Consider the following 16,062-nt stretch of genomic DNA (forward strand, 5'->3'; position numbering starts at 1 on the left):
TTAGGTCGCACTCGCACGGATTGATGAAGAACAGGACTCACCGACATGGACGAAGACCTTTCTGTCGCGATCGACAATCACAGAACACTGTGGCTCACGGAAATTTCGCGAGTCACTTATGAGGATCAAGCTCTCGACCAACTTGGGGGGGATGGGGGGCTGTTTGTTGTTCTGGAGGACTGTGCCGAAGGTACGTTTGAGGTGCTAGCTAAGGCCGCATCGACCTGGGCCGGGCAGTCCCTCTTGAACCTATTCGCATCGCGTCTTCGAAACCCGAATCACCTCGTCGTCGTCTCTCAATAATTACTACCAAAGCGTAAAAATCGACTTAATCGCTGAACACTTTATTAGTGTTGTCCTGACTTGACTCTCTGCCAATTGCGCTTACGCGAAGTCCGATTCTATGCGCGCCAAGCTCCGGCTAGTCACCGAGGCAGCATCAACCACCTTGTGCACCAAAAGTAATCGACAATTTAACTCCCAGCCGGTGCCACCACAGGGCGATTATGGTGACGCCTGGATCGAGACCGCCCACCGGGAAATCATGAAGATTCCGAAGTATCATATTGCGGCCGATACGCAATCCGACTGAACACCGGGGTCACCACCTCGACCGCACGGTCGAGCTACACACGATTGCTCGCCACTCAGGTAGTCTTCGTTTCGTTCGCGAATGACCTATGTCGCCTGGGATTGTGTCGCTAACGATCTTCGCGCTACAGTGGCTAATTGCAGCTGAGTAATCTATGAGATTCTCACGATCGATTGATGTTTTGGGGCGCACAGTGCTGCGTCCACTCCGATACTTGGGTGAAATATGAAGAACAAGGTGCTTATCGGCTTTCTCGTCATCGTCGCCTTCGCGCTAATCGCCGTGTTCATCCGCCCATCTCCGACCATTTGTGCGGACGACGTGCGCGGATACGAAACGACCGCCAGCTCGTCAATCGAAGTCGCACGAAACGCGTTGAGCAAAATAAACTCGAGCGCATCGACGACCATCGGGACCAAGGTCGCCGCTCAGCTTGATGGACTGAATGCGACGAACTTTGCGTCTATCAAGGCGTGCGACACTCAGTGCAAGCTTCTGGATAGATGTTTGAGATTCGTGTTCTTCAAGCCTCCGTCGGAAGCTTGTCCGACCGAATATAGAGACTACAAACAGCGCATCGATGCGGCGTCCGGTCTGCTCAGGCAGGTGGAAGGGGTCGCCGCCTCCGCCGAAGACGCGCGGAAGAAGGCGGACGAGATAGGACGCAGTCAGAAGGCGATCGAAGAACTCGCCAATTCATCCGGCGCGACGGGCGGGAGGGTCGATCAATTGAAAGCGCAAATCGGAAAGCTGACGAACGATCTCTCTGCGCAACTCTCGTCAATCGACGGAAAACTCGATGAAATCGCGAAGGACCAGAGGAAGGGCGGCTAATGCGGTCAATCTTCGTCGCGCTCCTCCTGGTATTGCCTTTCGCGCAGAGTTCTTCGGTCGCAGCAGCCCCCGTCGATTTCGGGGCCGCTTGCGATTCGCCGGTGACCAATCCGGACGCCAACGCCATCGTCCACGAGGTATTCGACGTGAAGACGGAAGAGTTGGCAAAAGCCGGACTCCTTCCTCCTGGTTTCTGGGAGCGCAACAAGGATTACGGCTTCGCCATATGCGACAATCCGGGAAGCTACGACGCGAACGCGATTTACGGAAAGGGCGTCATGTTCGACTATGGCCTTGTCGTCTTTCTCTTCGCGCAAGCGAGAGCATTGATCCTGGGCCGGTACATCTCCGCTCCGCGTCAGTTCGACGTCTTCACCGAACTCGTGGCACGGTTCGCGGATCAGGGTCCGGACACGAAGATGAATCCGTTTCAAGTACTGACGGAATCCGCGGTGGAACGAGGCGTGAGTCCCGAAGAGGTCAGGAAGACTGTGTCGGATCCCGCCTTCCAGAAGCGCGAACAGACCCTCATGCTGGTGACAATGTATTTCCTGTCGATGCACGAGCGCTGCCACATCGCGCTGGATCACGGTACGAGGCTTGCGGAAATCAACAAGCTGCCGGAGCCCGAAAGAGCCAAACCAAAGCAAGATCTCGAGATCGAAGCCGATCGGTGCGCACTCGATATCATCAACAAAGATGAGTCGCGGTTCAAGAGTTCACCCGTATCATTCTTTGGCGTTCTCGTAGTCATCGCAACGCAAGCCGTCGTTTCCTCGCGTCCCGCGCTCAGCCGCGAGAATAGTCACCCCTCGACACGAGCGCGGCTCAAGATCGCTAAGGCCCGCGTCCTTGAATTCATCGGCACTCCTTCGACTCAGGCGGCCAGCAACTACGCTGCAACGATTTCGGCTACCGCAGATTTATTCGATACTCTTCTTGCGAAGCTGGAAGTTGCCCAATGATGCCCTTCCTCGCAGGATAAGCGCGCTGGATGAGTGGCTACTGTCCTCGAATACTCCCCAGTTTGAAGCAAGCCGAGGCAGGCCGCGACCTAGTAAAATCCATACCAAGCCACTATCCGAGCATTGTTAGGCTCAGGCCGCCCAGCACCGGAAGAGCGGCCAACGCGCTCAACGCAACGACTGCCAACTCTTTCTTCGCGCTTCGCTCGTCATGATCGCTTTCTTCGTTCGATGCTGTTCGAACGGCTGGAGGCTGAGTTCCGTTCCGGTGGAAACCAGATCAAATTCCGTCGTTGTAAGGGAACAAGGCGAGCGTACGCTTGATCCGTGACCCACCAAGGCTTGGCACCGTCGAAGCATAGGCACTGTTCCAAACCGTCCCGCGAGATGGACTAGTCCCTCATTCACTCGACTCGTCGCAATGCATGCGGGGCAATTCGATCGCCATGCGCGCCTGCCCTGGCCCGCCATGATCCCGCGCGATCCTCCTCCAGCGTCGTTAGTTCCGTTCGTCGGCGCAGGGATTCAGCCGGGCAAGCACTGGGACTGTGCGTCCTCCGCGCAAAGCTCGCACCGCAGGTAAGGAGGGCCGCCGATAGTAGTACCCTTGCACGAGGTGCATTTGAACACTTCCTGTCGCTTCCCGCAGATGAGACACAGCGTGGGGAGCTTCTTATTGATGTCGAGGTTTAGGTGATCGTAGATTACGCTCCGTTCAGAACAATGCTCGCACGTGAGCAGCCTTATGGAAGGATCTTCATACCCGCATGAGAAACATTTGAGTTCGTAATCCGAAAAGGCCTTCTGATCGCACATCGGACACCGCAGCACGACCCTAGAGTATTCTCTGGCGATTTTTTCGACGTGATATTGGTAGGGTGGAAAGCGAATGAGCTTTTGAAATACCTCACGAGAGAGAAGATTGGCTACGTTGTTGGGATGGTCTGAATCGTCTTCGCAGATGAAGCGCGAGACTATGTGGACGAGCATGAAAGTCGCCTCGTACTTGAGATCGTAAAGGTCTCCCTCCTCGAAGCGAAAATGGAGATGCATTATCTTGTTACGTGACTGTTGGAACCGATCGACAACTTCCTCGAAATCGGAATACCTTTCCACGTGCTTGCTCGCGATGAGTTCTCGGTAATCCTGGAATGTCTTTGTTCGCAGCTCGTTGGCCTGCCATTTTTCGCGGATCTGATCGTCAGATAGCGCTTCTGGTTTCGTGAGAATCGTCCTTATGCCATCGTGCTTGACCAGAAAGCTCGCCATAGCAAGCTCGAGCGACATTTGAGTAAGCACTGTCACAACCGTGCCTGTCTCGTGGTCAAAGGCAGTATCTTCGCTGTCGTCGTGACCTGCCATTTCGGTAGCCGCGCGGCGAAGGAATATGATTCCATTCGCCCGGATCGCTTCGGCCACCTCATGTTCAAATGTCTTCCATTCGTTCATTCATCAGCTCGGCGGGATAGAGGAGGCAACAGGCGCAAAAAGTGTTGAAGTGGCCTGCGGACAGAGGATTGAACCGCTAATGACCATCGGCCTAAGGATCAAGCCCTCGTCCCGCACGCACCAGATGAGATCCGGATAGCTGCGTCGGAAATCACGCCCCTAGCGGAGACTAAAGCAATTCCGTCGCCCTCGGCTTGGAGGTTGTCGGCGTTGATGCGCGCGTTCGAGGCGACGATCACCTGGACTTCCCGGATTTCGGACCGATGGTCCCTGACGTGCTTCACCAGCTCCGCCACTTCCGGGCGGTCGTCGAGCTCCTTATCGTTGTTCGACGAGATCGTGATCGGCGTCGTGAAGCAGGACGAACTGTACAGCATCCGCCGCATGACATCATGAAGGCCTTCATCCCAGTCCTTGGCGGGGTCGCCCGACATGCCATCTTCCTTTCTGGAGCTACGGAGCCATAGCCGCGACGCTCATCCGACGAATCCCCATTCCTTGCGCTCCAGCCAGTCGTCCGGGAAGCCCATCTCCGTCATCGGCAGATGGGGGCTGGCCGCGACTAGGGCGCGGAGTTGCTCGGCCCAATTGTTGTTGGCCCAGATGCGTTGCAGCAGGATCTGCATCGTCAGAAGCGATGCATAGATGAGCTCGTTTCGATTACCGCCAAACTGCGCACGGCGGTCGGACGGTATGACGGGCTTGATCGTCATCTGATGCTTCCACAATCGGGAATGATGAGCGCACAGGTTGCGCACGTAGGACATGGAATGTAGCCAAGAACTCAAGATCTGATGGTTGAGGCCGAACTTTCCGCACGTGGCTTTCACCTCGGGGCGGGGGACAGAAGGGCTCCGACTTGGCTATCGCGACGGCGACGGCAGCCGCCATGGTCGGGTCCTTCGGACTGGCCGGCGACACGCCGCTCCTCTACCTCGGTGCCGCGACAGACACCTCGCACCTTCTGTCGTTCGAGAGCGTGCGTGGTCAGGTGAGCACAGAATTGGAGAAATCTCTCGCGCGGAGCACGCGCATTCTCCGTCGGCACCGGAACGCACTCGACGCCATCGCCGGTCGGCTGATGCGCCATGGTCGCATCGAAGGGCGGGAGGTCGAGGCCTTCATCGACAACCCGCCGACGCCGGACTCATACCCGGATTCCAAAGATTGATCGCTCCGCTCGAGCGGACTTCGTCGCATTCGCGTTCGGTAAGTTGCAGGGATCTGTCCCAATCCTAAGCGAAGCGATGGGCCAGGTGAGTAGCTTGTGTCCATTTTTCGGCAGTCGGCCGACCCATCCCGAGCTAGGATGGATTCGGGTTCGAGCCCTTCGTGCTTCCCCTCGACCCCTTGGAAGGGGCCGAGGTCAGAAACCGCGGTTCACCTGGAAAGCTTCGTTCCGATGCGGAAGAGTACGCCGCAATGGCAAAAATGGCCGTCAGTAGCGAAGAACGAGAGCGCCTCGAGCGACCGGCGGCTCATATCCGCGAGTTGGTAAGCCAACTAGAGAAAACCTTGTCCAACGAGGCCCGGCCGACGGGCACCATGCCGAAAGAACGGCGTTCGAAGGCGAACGCTCGGTGATGGCGAAAGCAGGGAGCCGCCAGACCGGCTTCGGGAGCGTTGAACGACTTCTCTCCAGATGGACGCGGCCAAGGCTCCTCAGTGGTCTACCGGTGCGGTCTTCAGCACATCTACCCAAGTACACATGCCGGAATCGTCCTTATAGCAGACTGAGATATAACCCGGTTTCGAGGATGGAGCATGTCCGCAAACCGAACCCGCGCGGGCACCGTGCTGCGCAAACTGCACGAAGTTCTCCTCCACGTCGGAGAACTTGACCCGACGCTTTTTGTAGCCGAGTGCGAGCGCCGTCTTGAGGGTCCGCGGGATGCCGCGGTGCCGAACGGGAATATCGTCTTCCTTCATGAAATCTGCTCCTTGCAAGAGGCTTCGGTCGTCAAGGCGTGCGTCCGCTGATCGCGTTGGCAACGGCGATACCGATCGCGGCGGCGAGATCCTGGTTCTGTTGGTGCACGGCCGCGGCGGCCGCGGCGTCGTTCGGCGCAGGGCCGAGAGTCAGGACGAGATCCTGCGTGCGCGTGCGTTGCGCGTTGAAGAAGTTGCCACCCTGGTTGGCCGAAACGCGCACCAGCTTCCAGCCCGGCGTGGCGTTTCCACTGTACGACACCACGAAGGTGATCTGATTTTGCAGTACGTCCTTCTTGGCAACCTTTATTTCGTTCTGAAGGTTTTTGGCGAAGTCGCCCGTCACGCCGTTGTCGACGAAAGCCGTGCGCAATGACATGATCAGCCACTGTCGTATTTTCAGGTCGCCCTCGATGAGAACGCCGCCGGGATACTTGCATATCGGCGGCAGCGTATCGCTTCCCGCAGCGACAGCCTGCCTCTGGAGCTCATCGTAGGTCCTCTTCGCCACGGCGAGTTCTGGAGTCAACTTCCTCAGAAGATCGGTAACTTGCTTCGGGGGCGGCTTCGCTCCTGTCTGGGCCAAGAAGGACGGCTTTTCGACGTCCACCTTCGTGAACTCTCTGAAGTCGACGAACCAGGAGACTACGGCCTTCCGCGTGGCATCCGTGGAGCCAGTGGCGCCCAAAGAAATCGTTTCGAGTTGCGACGTAGAGACGTTGCCGCTCGTGAAAACCGATGTCGCGTTCGGCAACACCTTGTTCAACGTTACGCCAGGACTCAGGGTCGTCTTTTCCTGGACCGTCAAGGTGAGCGAGAGCTGCGCTCCCCAATCGTCAAGCCATTTGAGATGGCGCTTGGCAGGCAAGCCACTCGCGATGTCGTTGCGAGCAAGCTCGATGTCATCGAGAATCAGAAACTCGATCTGGCTCTTCACTTCACAGTGGACATGGCTGACGATCGCATCGATCAAGGCGTCCGGTACAGCAGACGTTGTGTCGTACAGTTCGCCGAATTCCGGAACGAACGCACCGCAACCGGAAAGCACGCATGCAAATCCGATCGTTGCAGCAGCAACCTGCAATCTCCCCATAGCCCCTCTCCCCCGCAGTTGGCGGATTAAAGCCGTAAAACTCTACGTTGTGAAGTGGCGTCCGACAATTTATCTTCGGGCGTCGCTCTCAATTGCTGACGAACACTCGAGCTTCCTTGAGAGGGAAGCTGAGCGGACTTCGGGAGTGATGGCGACGTTGGCTTGCGGACTGGAGGGCAGGATGGACGTGAGAACGGGCGCCTTCGACCACGCCGTATTGATTCCAGGCAGGGCTCTTGCCGTCATTCTGCTGATGTTGGTCGTCGGGAGGTGCCCTGCATACGGCGATACCCAGAAGCCGAGCCTCGTATTCGTAGACGGAGCCGCAGCCACGCTGTCACCGAACAGTTCAGGCGCGTTCGAACTCGATGTTCCGATCAGAAGCGCCGCAAGCGTGGATGCAGCGGGTTCGTTGAAGCTTCTGGATGAGAAGGACAACGGATGCGGCAAGGTCCCGCCCCAGGCAATCGCCAAGCTTCCGCAGGGCAATATGTCCGTGGTTCACCTTTCTGTTGCCGACGTGTCGCTGCCGGCGACGTGCTATCTCGAACTGCGCACCGACGGTGGAGACACCGTACTCAAACAGTTGAAGCTCGTCCAGCGCTACGTGACATCGGCCGTGGTCACTCCTCTGTGGTACTGTTTCTGGCTTTCCATCGGCACCGCGATTCTTGCCGGACTCGCAATCGGCCTCTTGATCGCCTGGATACCACCGTGGTTCAAACTGGGCTCTCCCGCGTGGGAATTCGCCAAAAGCTGGACATCGACCACGACCCTCGTAGGTGGGGTGCTTGCGACCGCGCTCAGCTTGAGCGCCCTTCCGGATCTTACCCTATATGCGAGCAAGGCAGGCTATTCGGCCGCGGCCCTTTTGGTCTCGTTGGTTGTCGTGGTCGCTCCGTTCATCTACGTCGCTCTAAGGAGGGGTAGCTTCGAGAAGGACGCCACGTCGAAGGTCTACTCCGTCGGATACCACGGCTATCTCTGGACGTTCCTGCTCTCATGCGCTGTAACCCTCTTCGGGGGCCTTGCGCAGATCGTCATCCTGTCTCTGCTGCTCCACGAAGTGTTTCGGGGGTACCGGTTCTGGTCTGTTTCGAGCGGTCTCGATCCGTGGGGCTGGAACTTCTGGTCGATCGCGACGTGCGTCTTGGGTGCGATCATGTGCTGGTATGCTGGCTATTCGATGTACCTGACAGTCGGCTTGCAGAAGGAAGCCGACAATGACGCAATTGCCGAGAAGAAGGATCGTCATGCCAAAGACCGTAATCTAGTGGACACAGAAGGACCTCCCGAGACGGCGAAAGGGCCACTACTTTCCTGGCCGGTGCTCTGGAGCCACTACGTCGCAGTCGGACAAGTTGCGCCGATAGAGGCGTAGGACCCGCTGTTGGCGTTCGAAGAAATCGTCGGATTGTCTCGCGAGCTAGAACAAACGGTCGAGTCCGGCCCTCGAAAAAAGCTTTAGGTTCCAACATTGCGTGCGCGGGCTCCCTCTCTGGTCCGAGGCGAAATGCAGGCATGCGGGCCTAGCGCAGATCCCTTATTCCATGCGTTCTTGGCTGACCGTATCTCCTTCGGTTATCCTGCATCCCAACGATTCGCTCCGACAGGAAGAACGCGCAACCCCATGACTCCAAACTTCGACGCGATGAACGAGACAGACGTGCGAGAAATCATCGTGCGCCCACTTCTGCAACGGCTTGGCTATGCACATGGTACAATCGCCAACGTCCGCACCGAAGTCCCACTGCGCTATGACAGGGCCTTTTTGGGCCGGAAGCAGCCTAAGAAAGATCCACCCTTGGCTGGCGAGCAGATTACATCTGCGACGCTACCTCCTATGGGCGCTGGGCCGTAGAAGTAAAAGCGCCTTCGCAGTCGCTAACTCAAGACGATGTTGAGCAGGCCCACACCTACTGTGCGCATCCAGAGATTAGCGCTGCATACTTCCTACTGACGAACGGGCGGGAGTTTAGGCTGTACGCGACGGGGCAACTTACGGAGCCTTATCTGAGCTGGACTTACGAAGAGGCCGATCAGAAGCTAATGAATCTCTTCAACGTCGTGGGTTACGACGCAATCAAAAGGCTATGGCGGTTCGAAAGATTGGATCATTCTATTCTCCCTCTACGTCGATAAAGGAGGGGAGTTTGAGCGAGCGACCTCATCGCGCGTCAGAGGCAATCGCGTGTATCGAACCTACCTCAAGGACGGGATTGAGCAAGGTGCCGTGGAACTTCTCCGCTGCTCATTCAGCGAGGCGCTGAGGGCGATGACCGAGCATTTGAGTGAGGAAGAGCGAAATCGTATGACCGTCTTTCGTTCTAACAATGCTGGTCGATACGAATTTCGGCACGAATAACGCGGTCGATTAAGCGGTCCGGCCTCGCGAGCCAACATGCCTGCAATTGAACGGCGATAACATGCATTAGGTCAGAGGCTAGAATCGCGCCATGCTTTGAAGTAGACGCGCCGATTCCGCGTGCAGTCCGATGGCTTCATGGTGCAGCACAATGGCTGACAAGAAGTTAAAGTACGTCCCGTTCGTCACCGAAGTCATGACGCCCGCTATCCGAAGCTCTCGGAGCCCGACACCAAGGGCCAGTACGCGGACAGCAAGTACAAGACCGAAGCGACCGCTGACGAGGACTATGCGGAGCGTTTCCAAGAGGAAATTCAGGCCGTCATTGACCAGCACTTCGGCGGCAAGAGGGTGGTCTATCTACCTGTGAAGAAGGCCAAGGACGGAGCTATCGTCTTCGTCTTCAAATCGCCCAAGAAGCAGCCGGAGCTTGTCGATGCTAAGGGAAACGCTCTCGGGCAGGGCATCATCATTCGCGGCGGCTCGCTCATCCGCATCACGGGCGTCATGGCCCTGTGGGAGAAGGGCGGCATTCGCGCCGTAAGTCTCTGGCCCGACGCCGTGCGTGCGGATTCCGATCGATGTCGCCCAGGATTCCGAGATGATCTCGCCCACCATTCCGATTTGAAGTCGCCCACCCGTTCCGAGATGATGTCGCCCGCCATTCCGGGATGATGTCGCCGTGACGAGGCCCCTTCTGGCTCCCATAGGATCAACCCTTTCGGCTTTGCGAAGGGGGATCCTGGATGCCGACGGAGAGGCTTGCGATGCGCCGTGTGCGCGATGTGATCAGAATGAAGGCGGCCCGGCTGCCGAGCCGCGAGATTGCGCGACGAGTGGGCGCGGCCCCCTCGACGGTGCGGCTGGCGATCCGGCGGTCGATCGCCTCGTCCACAATGCCCATCGGCTCGACCTCACCGGTGAGAGCCTGCGCCGAACCCGGCAATCCGACCGAAAGACCTGAGCCCGTGGCGCTGTGGACATGCCGCTGCGCTTGGACAGCGCAATCGCGTTGCCCACATGCCCACAGCAACCGCAGAAGAAGAAAAACAGGTTGAAGTCGCAATTCCAGATTGACCACGCGGCTTGACCGATGCCAGAGAACCAGCCGGTCAGAACGCCTCGCCACTGGGCGAGATCAAATCGGAAAGGTGGGCGACATCGTCTCGGAATCCACGGGCGACTTGATATCGGTACGCCTCGGCGACTTCGTCGGAATCCTCACCGTGCGCGTTATCAAGCCTGCAGAAGGCTTCGCCGCTGCGTTCGGTCCACCTGAAGAAGGCTTCGACGGAACAGTTCGCTGCAAAGGCCCTCGGAAGTCTGGTTTGGCGGCCGGAAGCAGGACATGGTAGCAAAGACGAAGCAGGCAAGCTGATTTGTCCTGTTTTTGCTTGGGCTTATCTCGGAGCGCTTTGCCTCCCCCTAGGCAGCGCCAGAGATTTCAATGACTTAGATCCGTTTTGAACAAGTCGTCGAATATCCATTGAATAAGCGTCGGCGAACGTTGGCGAACTCCGCCGCGCTAATCAGGAGGCCCAGCCGCAGCTTATTTTCGCTTCCATCGCCGGCTAGCGTTCGCTGTGTTCCGCTGTACATTGAGATCAGCACGAGCAACTGCTGTGGGGATCATCACACCGCGCTCGTCACGCTGAATCAGGCGTGAAACTCTGCTTGATGAACATGCCCGTTTCATCGACCAAAACGCTGAAGCGTCCACCGTCGATCGCCTGTTCGATCTCCTGCTGCGTCTTTCCTGCGACTCGTATCTGCTTCACGCTTTCGCCGAACGAGTCGTGCAGCAGGCGTCCTCGCAGTGCAAAGTTGAGTTCACCCAACTCGAAGGGATCTGGCATCACGGCCTTCTCGGTAACTAGAAGTTGCTGGTGTGATGAAGTCGAGCCGCAGCATTATCCCCCGCGCCCTTCACGGCGAGCAGCGATACTCTAGTCATCGACCTCGGGCACGGCAGCTAGACGCCGTGCGTAATTCATCAACTGGCACTTGGTACATCTCGTTGATCCCCAATTGTTGCCTGATCGGTTCGGTGTTGCCCTTATTTCGGTTACTTTGCTCGGTTGGCATCCTCCGGGCTTGTGATTGCCGTTGCAAACGCCGCGCCAAGCCAGGAAGTTTTGTTAAGATGCCACGATCGCTCTACCAGAGTAGCGTTGCTTGTCCGACATGTCGGAAACCACACAAGTGATGCAACTGCACATCTAAGAGTCTGTTTTGAAAATCCGGGATGGTATTTCGTCGGATGAGTTCCACGCATTGCGACGAGGATCATGGCGTGAACGACGTCGATGCGCTTCTCGTAGTCGCGCGCGAGCCGTAAGCGTGGACTGAGGCCGTTTGGGGATAGCGATCGTTTGCCCATGGGGAGTGAATGGCGTGGATATCGAATCAACCGAGCCTTGCCGATGTCTATCGAATCCCGGTTGCCCGAGAAGTTGTGGAAGATCGAGGCACTTTTTGCGGGAGCTAGAATGGCCGGCGAGCGGCTCGCGGCGGAAGCTGCGCTGGAACGTGTGCGGGAGAATTTGACGGAACTTGGTCGGCAAATCCGTTTATTGAGATGCAATTCTCGATCGCGGAGCGATGGTCGCACCATCCGTTTTTCGCCTTGTCGATGAACTCCTGCGCTCGTTCGCGCACCGCACGTTCAATCGGATCGAACCAATCGTCGAAAAGCTGGGAGCCGTCTCCCCTTCACACTGCGGAGAATGTGTCTTCGTGATATTGCTGCTCATGGCGTGGTCTCCGATCCGGCGCTCCAACGCCGGATGATTCGAGATTGATCAACTTGGAAACTTCGCCACCTTCAATTCCAACCAATCTCGCGACGGGACCGCGCGTTGCGGGTACAGGTTGGCGCCGTCGATAAAGAGCGCGATTTTGTCGGATGGCGCATTGGCGTTCGACCGCTGTCGCCACTCATTCGGCCGCATGCAATCCATCCAAAAAAGATACCCGATGCTCGCTCATCCGAGTTTAAGAGATAGTTCAAGAGTGTCCCCTGTTAGAAGTTGACCAATGCCGTACAACACAGACAACGCAACAATCACAGCGTAGAGATAGGCCGCAAGTTGAGACCAGAATTCACCGTCACGGCTGAACATTAGCGCGCCACTGAAGCTCAAAAGCAATCGCTGCCATCGCCTACAACAAGGCGCGTTTGCTCTGTCCAGCCCGTCATCAATGTGTCTCCCGACCTATCCGGCGCTTCCAACTAAAAATTAGGAGCCCCGCCCCCTGGATCACAAGGGCGGGGCCGCTCCCCATGCCCCCCAAGACGGGAAGCCGCGCTGCTGGGAAACAGCGCGCCTCTTCGGCGTCGCTCAGAGACCCACGGGCGTGCCGATTGTCGCCCCTCGTCGCTCTCGACGACGTTGCGCAAGACAATTTCAGAAAGCTGCACAACCAGCTGTCTGAGGCGCGCAATCTCTTGCTTGCAGCGCTCCAGCTCGCGCCGTTCGTCTGTCATCGCCGGTGCTTCACGGCGATTCCTCCTTGCATCATGATTCATGTAGAACCATTGTCCGCGAAGGGCTCAAACTATTGCGTTTGGCAGACGTCTTTTCGACCAGGAATTGCGCGGGCTCGCCGTGATTGCCTTCGACAAAGCCCCTCGCCACCAACAGCTCGCGGGCATCGCGCATCAGTGCAGGGCTGCCGCAAATCATAACGCGGTCATGCTGCGGCTCGAGTTCCGGCAGCTCGATGTCCGTAAACAGCTTGCCTGACGTGATCAGATCGGTGATCCTACCGCGGTTGTGGAAGGGATCGCGCGTCACGGTCGGATAATAGATCAGCTGGTACCGCACGAAGTCGCCGACCAGCTCATCGCTCGGCAGTTTTTCCGTGATCATCTCGCCATAGGCGAGCTCGGCGATCCGGCGGCAGCCATGCAGCAGCACGACATTCTCGAATCGCAGATAGGTTTCGGGATTCTTGATCACGCTCAGGAACGGCGCAAGCCCGGAGCCCGTGCCGATCAGATAGAGATTGCGCCCGTCCTCGAGATTATCGATGACCAGCGTCCCCGTCGCCTTGCGGCTGACGATGATCTCGTCACCCTCTTTCAGATGCTGCAGACGCGAGGTTAAGGGACCACCCGGCACCTTAGTCGAGAAGAATTCGAGCCGGTCCTCGTAATGGGCGCTGGCGAGGCTGTAGGCACGTAACAACGGCTTCTCGTCGACCTTGAGCCCGATCATCGTGAATTCGCCGCTGCGGAAGCAGAATGATGGATTCCGCGTGGTGGTGAAGCTGAAGAGATTGTCGGTCCAGTGATGAACGCTCAGCACGCTTTCCTGGTTGAAATTACTCATTGTGACCGCTCGCGAAAAAATTAGAGCATAATGATCGTTCCGAGTTGCCGAGCATCTCATCCTCAAACGGAACCTTGAATGACAAGAGCGCGAAACGCACCAACGCGTTCTCCTTAGGTAAAGGCAAAGGCGAGCAGGCTTGAGCTGAGCAGCACGAGACCGACTCCGGTCACTGCCAAGAAGCTGTCGGAGACAAGGTCATGATTGCCCATGAAATACCCTCGACAAGGCGTCGCCGCTGGAGGGATACGTAAGTCGCGCTCGGGTCGCCGCGGAAACAGGATCATGACCGCGCCTTCGTCACGCTGAGATGAAGCCTCTGCCCACCCTCCAGCAGGAGAGATAGCAGTGGGCAGTTGCTGGTTGGCTTGCTGATAGAAATCGCGACCTTGCGCCGCCCAAAATAGTATCTCAGAAGGGCTTCCTTCACGTCCTCTGCAAGGATTTCTCGAGGATCTGAAAGCACGGTGGTTGTCATGGCTTTTGGTTTCCCGGTTTGCTGTGGGGTCGAATCTGTAAAGTGGCGACCGCCGGGTGGTTGGGTTGATGTCCTAAATTGCCATCATTCAGCAGCAGCAGAGGTGTCGTAAAACTGTCATTCAGCATACTGGTGTCGTATAACTGTTTTCGTTGCATTTTCCTTGTCATTCGGAGGACTTTCTGCATCGCATGGGCATCTGGCGACGGAATCCACCTCAAAGGGAGGAGCCGATTGTGCGATACGACCGAACGGACGCCCGCATCCTCGAGATTGTGCAAAAGAACAATCGTCTAACTTCCGAGGCGATCGGCGAATTGGCCGGGCTTTCTGCGACCGCATGTCAACGACGACTGAAGAGGCTCCGCTCGGAAGGCATCATCCAAGCCGATATCTCAATCGTTTCGCCAAAGGCGGTAGGAAGACCTATTCAAGTGCTTGCGTTAGTGAGCCTGGAGCGGGAAAGTTCGGGTATAATTGATAGGTTTAAGAAGGCCATCAAATCGTCGGTTGAAGTCGTCAATGGATTCTACGTCACGGGCGACGCTGACTTTGTCCTCTACATTACCGCGTGCACCATGGACGATTATGAGCAGTTCACCCGGCGATTCTTCTATCAGAACCCGGACATTAAGGGCTTCAAGACGATGGTCATAATGGATCGCGTAAAGGCGGGCTTTGCCGTTCCAGTTGAGGTCCCGCCCGAGGATTGACGAAACTCGGATGCAGATGTCTCATCCCCCGGATCCTCTTGGCGCAGGGATGTAAAAGGCACCGAAGCTGATAACAAAATCGGCATGAAGAACGTCCATGCGCGCACGTGCACGATTACATTCGCAATCGTTCGATGAGCGAAGGTGCCAGGCGCAGTCTTTTGCCACCCTCGCCACACCGCTCACAAGAGCCTCTGCCTCTACAGATCCGAAGAGCGTCGACGGCAGATCGTACGCAACCTGAAATTACACCCGATACCCCGCTTCCACACCTAGAGCGCGGCCGCTACTACCGTCTGAAACAGGGCAGCGCGAAAACCAACAAGCGGCAACCGACGGTCCCGATTCCCTTCCGCTTGCTTGCTTACCTGCGGCGCTGGCTCCGGATTGGTCGAGGCGAAGCATTTCGTCGAGTACAACGGAAGGCCCGTAACCTCGGTCAAAACGGTGTTCAAGAGTGCCGTTAGGCTCGCAGGGCTTGGTCCCGGAATATCCCCTCATACGTTGCGACACACCGCGGCGTCCTGGCTGATACAGAGAGGTGCAGATCGATGGCAGGCAGCTCGTTATCTCGGAATGTCGCTTGAAGTTCTCCCTCAACACCTATGGCCACCATCACCCTGGCCATTTGTCGGCGGCCGTCGAGAAAATCGCCATGCACGCGTCGACAGGCGAACGAAAGGCGCACGTATATCTGGTGCGGTTTCTGGTGCGGTGATTCCGATCCGGCGAAACAGCACCTGATAAGCGGTTGATTTCATTGGTGGGCCCGGCAGGACTCGAACCTGCAACCAGACCGTTATGAGCGGCAGAATATCGCTCGGCTTCGTTGATTTTGCTGTGTTTTCGTTTGAGTTCGATCGCGTTCGTGAGGGTTTGTTCGCGTTGTTTCTGGTGCGAAACTGGTGCAGCTGAGTGTTGGGCTGCTCTGCTCTCACCACGTATGGACTCGAGCTAGTCACGCTCCAACTTGCGTTCGACCCGTCGCGTCCTGCCACCATGCCGAGCGAAGAGAGTTTGCTCGGTGACGCTTCCCCCCCCCCCATCTGCGTGCCCAAAAACTATTTTCATCTGCGAGCAGAGAACGATCAGCGCAAGATCGTGGGTTTGTAGGCGGTCTATGATTCCAACCGGCAGATGAGAACCGCAGATTGATCCCTAGCACCACCGCGGATCCTGGACCTTAACCAAACCATCTGGGGTCTGCGATCCGTCTCGGCTATCCCATCGAAGATCGCCTGCATGCAATAATGCCGTGAAGGGCATCAGAAGCGTCTCTAATTCACCGAGATGGCTGTAGTCGCGCTCCC

The 16,062-nt window shown here is 57.1% G+C and carries 16 protein-coding genes and 1 pseudogene; 8 read left to right on the forward strand and 9 right to left on the reverse strand.

Annotation, left to right across the window (positions count from 1 at the left end; translation table 11 throughout):
- Positions 1 to 403: 403 nt before the first annotated feature.
- From K3F49_RS33105 to K3F49_RS33115, 3 genes are all read left to right on the forward strand, one after another.
- Positions 404 to 592, forward strand: a complete 189-nt coding sequence (locus K3F49_RS33105) for a hypothetical protein (protein WP_234685084.1) — start codon at positions 404 to 406, stop codon at positions 590 to 592.
- 225 nt (positions 593 to 817) lie between these two features.
- Positions 818 to 1,426 (forward strand): hypothetical protein, encoded by a 609-nt coding sequence (locus K3F49_RS33110; RefSeq protein WP_234685085.1) that lies wholly within the window; start codon positions 818 to 820, stop codon positions 1,424 to 1,426.
- On the forward strand, positions 1,426 to 2,391 hold the full coding sequence (locus K3F49_RS33115; RefSeq protein ID WP_234685086.1) for a hypothetical protein: 966 nt from the start codon (positions 1,426 to 1,428) through the stop codon (positions 2,389 to 2,391). The genes K3F49_RS33110 and K3F49_RS33115 overlap by 1 nt, the downstream gene beginning before the upstream one ends.
- A 525-nt stretch (positions 2,392 to 2,916) precedes the next feature.
- Here K3F49_RS33115 and K3F49_RS33120 read toward each other — a convergent pair.
- From K3F49_RS33120 to K3F49_RS39730, 4 genes and pseudogenes are all read right to left on the reverse strand, one after another.
- Entirely contained in the window at positions 2,917 to 3,840 is a 924-nt protein-coding gene (locus K3F49_RS33120) for a hypothetical protein (RefSeq protein ID WP_234685087.1), read from the reverse strand.
- A gap of 98 nt (positions 3,841 to 3,938) precedes the next feature.
- Entirely contained in the window at positions 3,939 to 4,274 is a 336-nt protein-coding gene (locus tag K3F49_RS33125) for a hypothetical protein (protein ID WP_234685088.1), read from the reverse strand.
- A 42-nt stretch (positions 4,275 to 4,316) separates the two neighbouring features.
- Positions 4,317 to 4,553 (reverse strand): Abi family protein, encoded by a 237-nt coding sequence (locus K3F49_RS33130; RefSeq protein ID WP_234685089.1) that lies wholly within the window; start codon positions 4,551 to 4,553, stop codon positions 4,317 to 4,319.
- Positions 4,554 to 4,571: 18 nt separating this feature from the next.
- Positions 4,572 to 4,670, reverse strand: a pseudogene (locus K3F49_RS39730) (Abi family protein); the annotation flags it as partial.
- A 29-nt stretch (positions 4,671 to 4,699) separates the two neighbouring features.
- Between K3F49_RS39730 and K3F49_RS33135 the strand changes: the two are divergent.
- Complete coding sequence (locus tag K3F49_RS33135; RefSeq protein WP_234685090.1) at positions 4,700 to 5,011, forward strand: hypothetical protein; 312 nt, start codon at positions 4,700 to 4,702, stop codon at positions 5,009 to 5,011.
- 491 nt (positions 5,012 to 5,502) lie between these two features.
- On the opposite strand, the gene K3F49_RS33140 is transcribed toward K3F49_RS33135, so the two are convergent.
- Together K3F49_RS33140 and K3F49_RS33145 are read right to left on the reverse strand one after the other, a co-directional pair.
- Entirely contained in the window at positions 5,503 to 5,769 is a 267-nt protein-coding gene (locus K3F49_RS33140; protein WP_234685091.1) for a hypothetical protein, read from the reverse strand.
- Between the two features lie 31 nt (positions 5,770 to 5,800).
- Positions 5,801 to 6,862, reverse strand: coding sequence for a hypothetical protein (locus tag K3F49_RS33145; protein ID WP_234685092.1), 1,062 nt, complete (start codon positions 6,860 to 6,862; stop codon positions 5,801 to 5,803).
- 181 nt (positions 6,863 to 7,043) lie between these two features.
- On the opposite strand from K3F49_RS33145, the gene K3F49_RS33150 reads away from it, so the two are divergent.
- Both K3F49_RS33150 and K3F49_RS33155 read left to right on the forward strand, forming a co-directional pair.
- Positions 7,044 to 8,243 (forward strand): hypothetical protein, encoded by a 1,200-nt coding sequence (locus tag K3F49_RS33150; RefSeq protein WP_234685093.1) that lies wholly within the window; start codon positions 7,044 to 7,046, stop codon positions 8,241 to 8,243.
- A gap of 1,335 nt (positions 8,244 to 9,578) precedes the next feature.
- The gene (locus K3F49_RS33155; RefSeq protein WP_234685094.1) at positions 9,579 to 9,902 is read left to right on the forward strand and encodes a hypothetical protein; all 324 of its coding nucleotides are present in this window, start codon (positions 9,579 to 9,581) and stop codon (positions 9,900 to 9,902) included.
- 37 nt (positions 9,903 to 9,939) lie between these two features.
- On the opposite strand, the gene K3F49_RS39270 is transcribed toward K3F49_RS33155, so the two are convergent.
- The 3 genes from K3F49_RS39270 to K3F49_RS33170 form a co-directional block, all read right to left on the reverse strand.
- Positions 9,940 to 10,308 carry a hypothetical protein gene (locus K3F49_RS39270; RefSeq protein WP_276575439.1) on the reverse strand — a complete coding sequence of 123 codons (369 nt, stop codon included), beginning with the start codon at positions 10,306 to 10,308 and terminating at the stop codon, positions 9,940 to 9,942.
- A 565-nt stretch (positions 10,309 to 10,873) separates the two neighbouring features.
- Complete coding sequence (locus K3F49_RS33165) at positions 10,874 to 11,083, reverse strand: hypothetical protein (protein WP_234685095.1); 210 nt, start codon at positions 11,081 to 11,083, stop codon at positions 10,874 to 10,876.
- Positions 11,084 to 12,745: 1,662 nt separating this feature from the next.
- Entirely contained in the window at positions 12,746 to 13,561 is an 816-nt protein-coding gene (locus K3F49_RS33170) for a ferredoxin--NADP reductase (protein WP_234685096.1), read from the reverse strand.
- 714 nt (positions 13,562 to 14,275) lie between these two features.
- On the opposite strand from K3F49_RS33170, the gene K3F49_RS33175 reads away from it, so the two are divergent.
- Both K3F49_RS33175 and K3F49_RS33180 read left to right on the forward strand, forming a co-directional pair.
- Entirely contained in the window at positions 14,276 to 14,752 is a 477-nt protein-coding gene (locus tag K3F49_RS33175) for an Lrp/AsnC family transcriptional regulator (RefSeq protein WP_234685097.1), read from the forward strand.
- Positions 14,753 to 15,199: 447 nt separating this feature from the next.
- Positions 15,200 to 15,496 carry a tyrosine-type recombinase/integrase gene (locus tag K3F49_RS33180; RefSeq protein ID WP_234685267.1) on the forward strand — a complete coding sequence of 99 codons (297 nt, stop codon included), beginning with the start codon at positions 15,200 to 15,202 and terminating at the stop codon, positions 15,494 to 15,496.
- Positions 15,497 to 16,062: the final 566 nt, after the last annotated feature.

Source organism: Bradyrhizobium monzae, from assembly GCF_021458635.1.
In the GTDB taxonomy this organism is placed as follows: Bacteria; Pseudomonadota; Alphaproteobacteria; order Rhizobiales; family Xanthobacteraceae; genus Bradyrhizobium.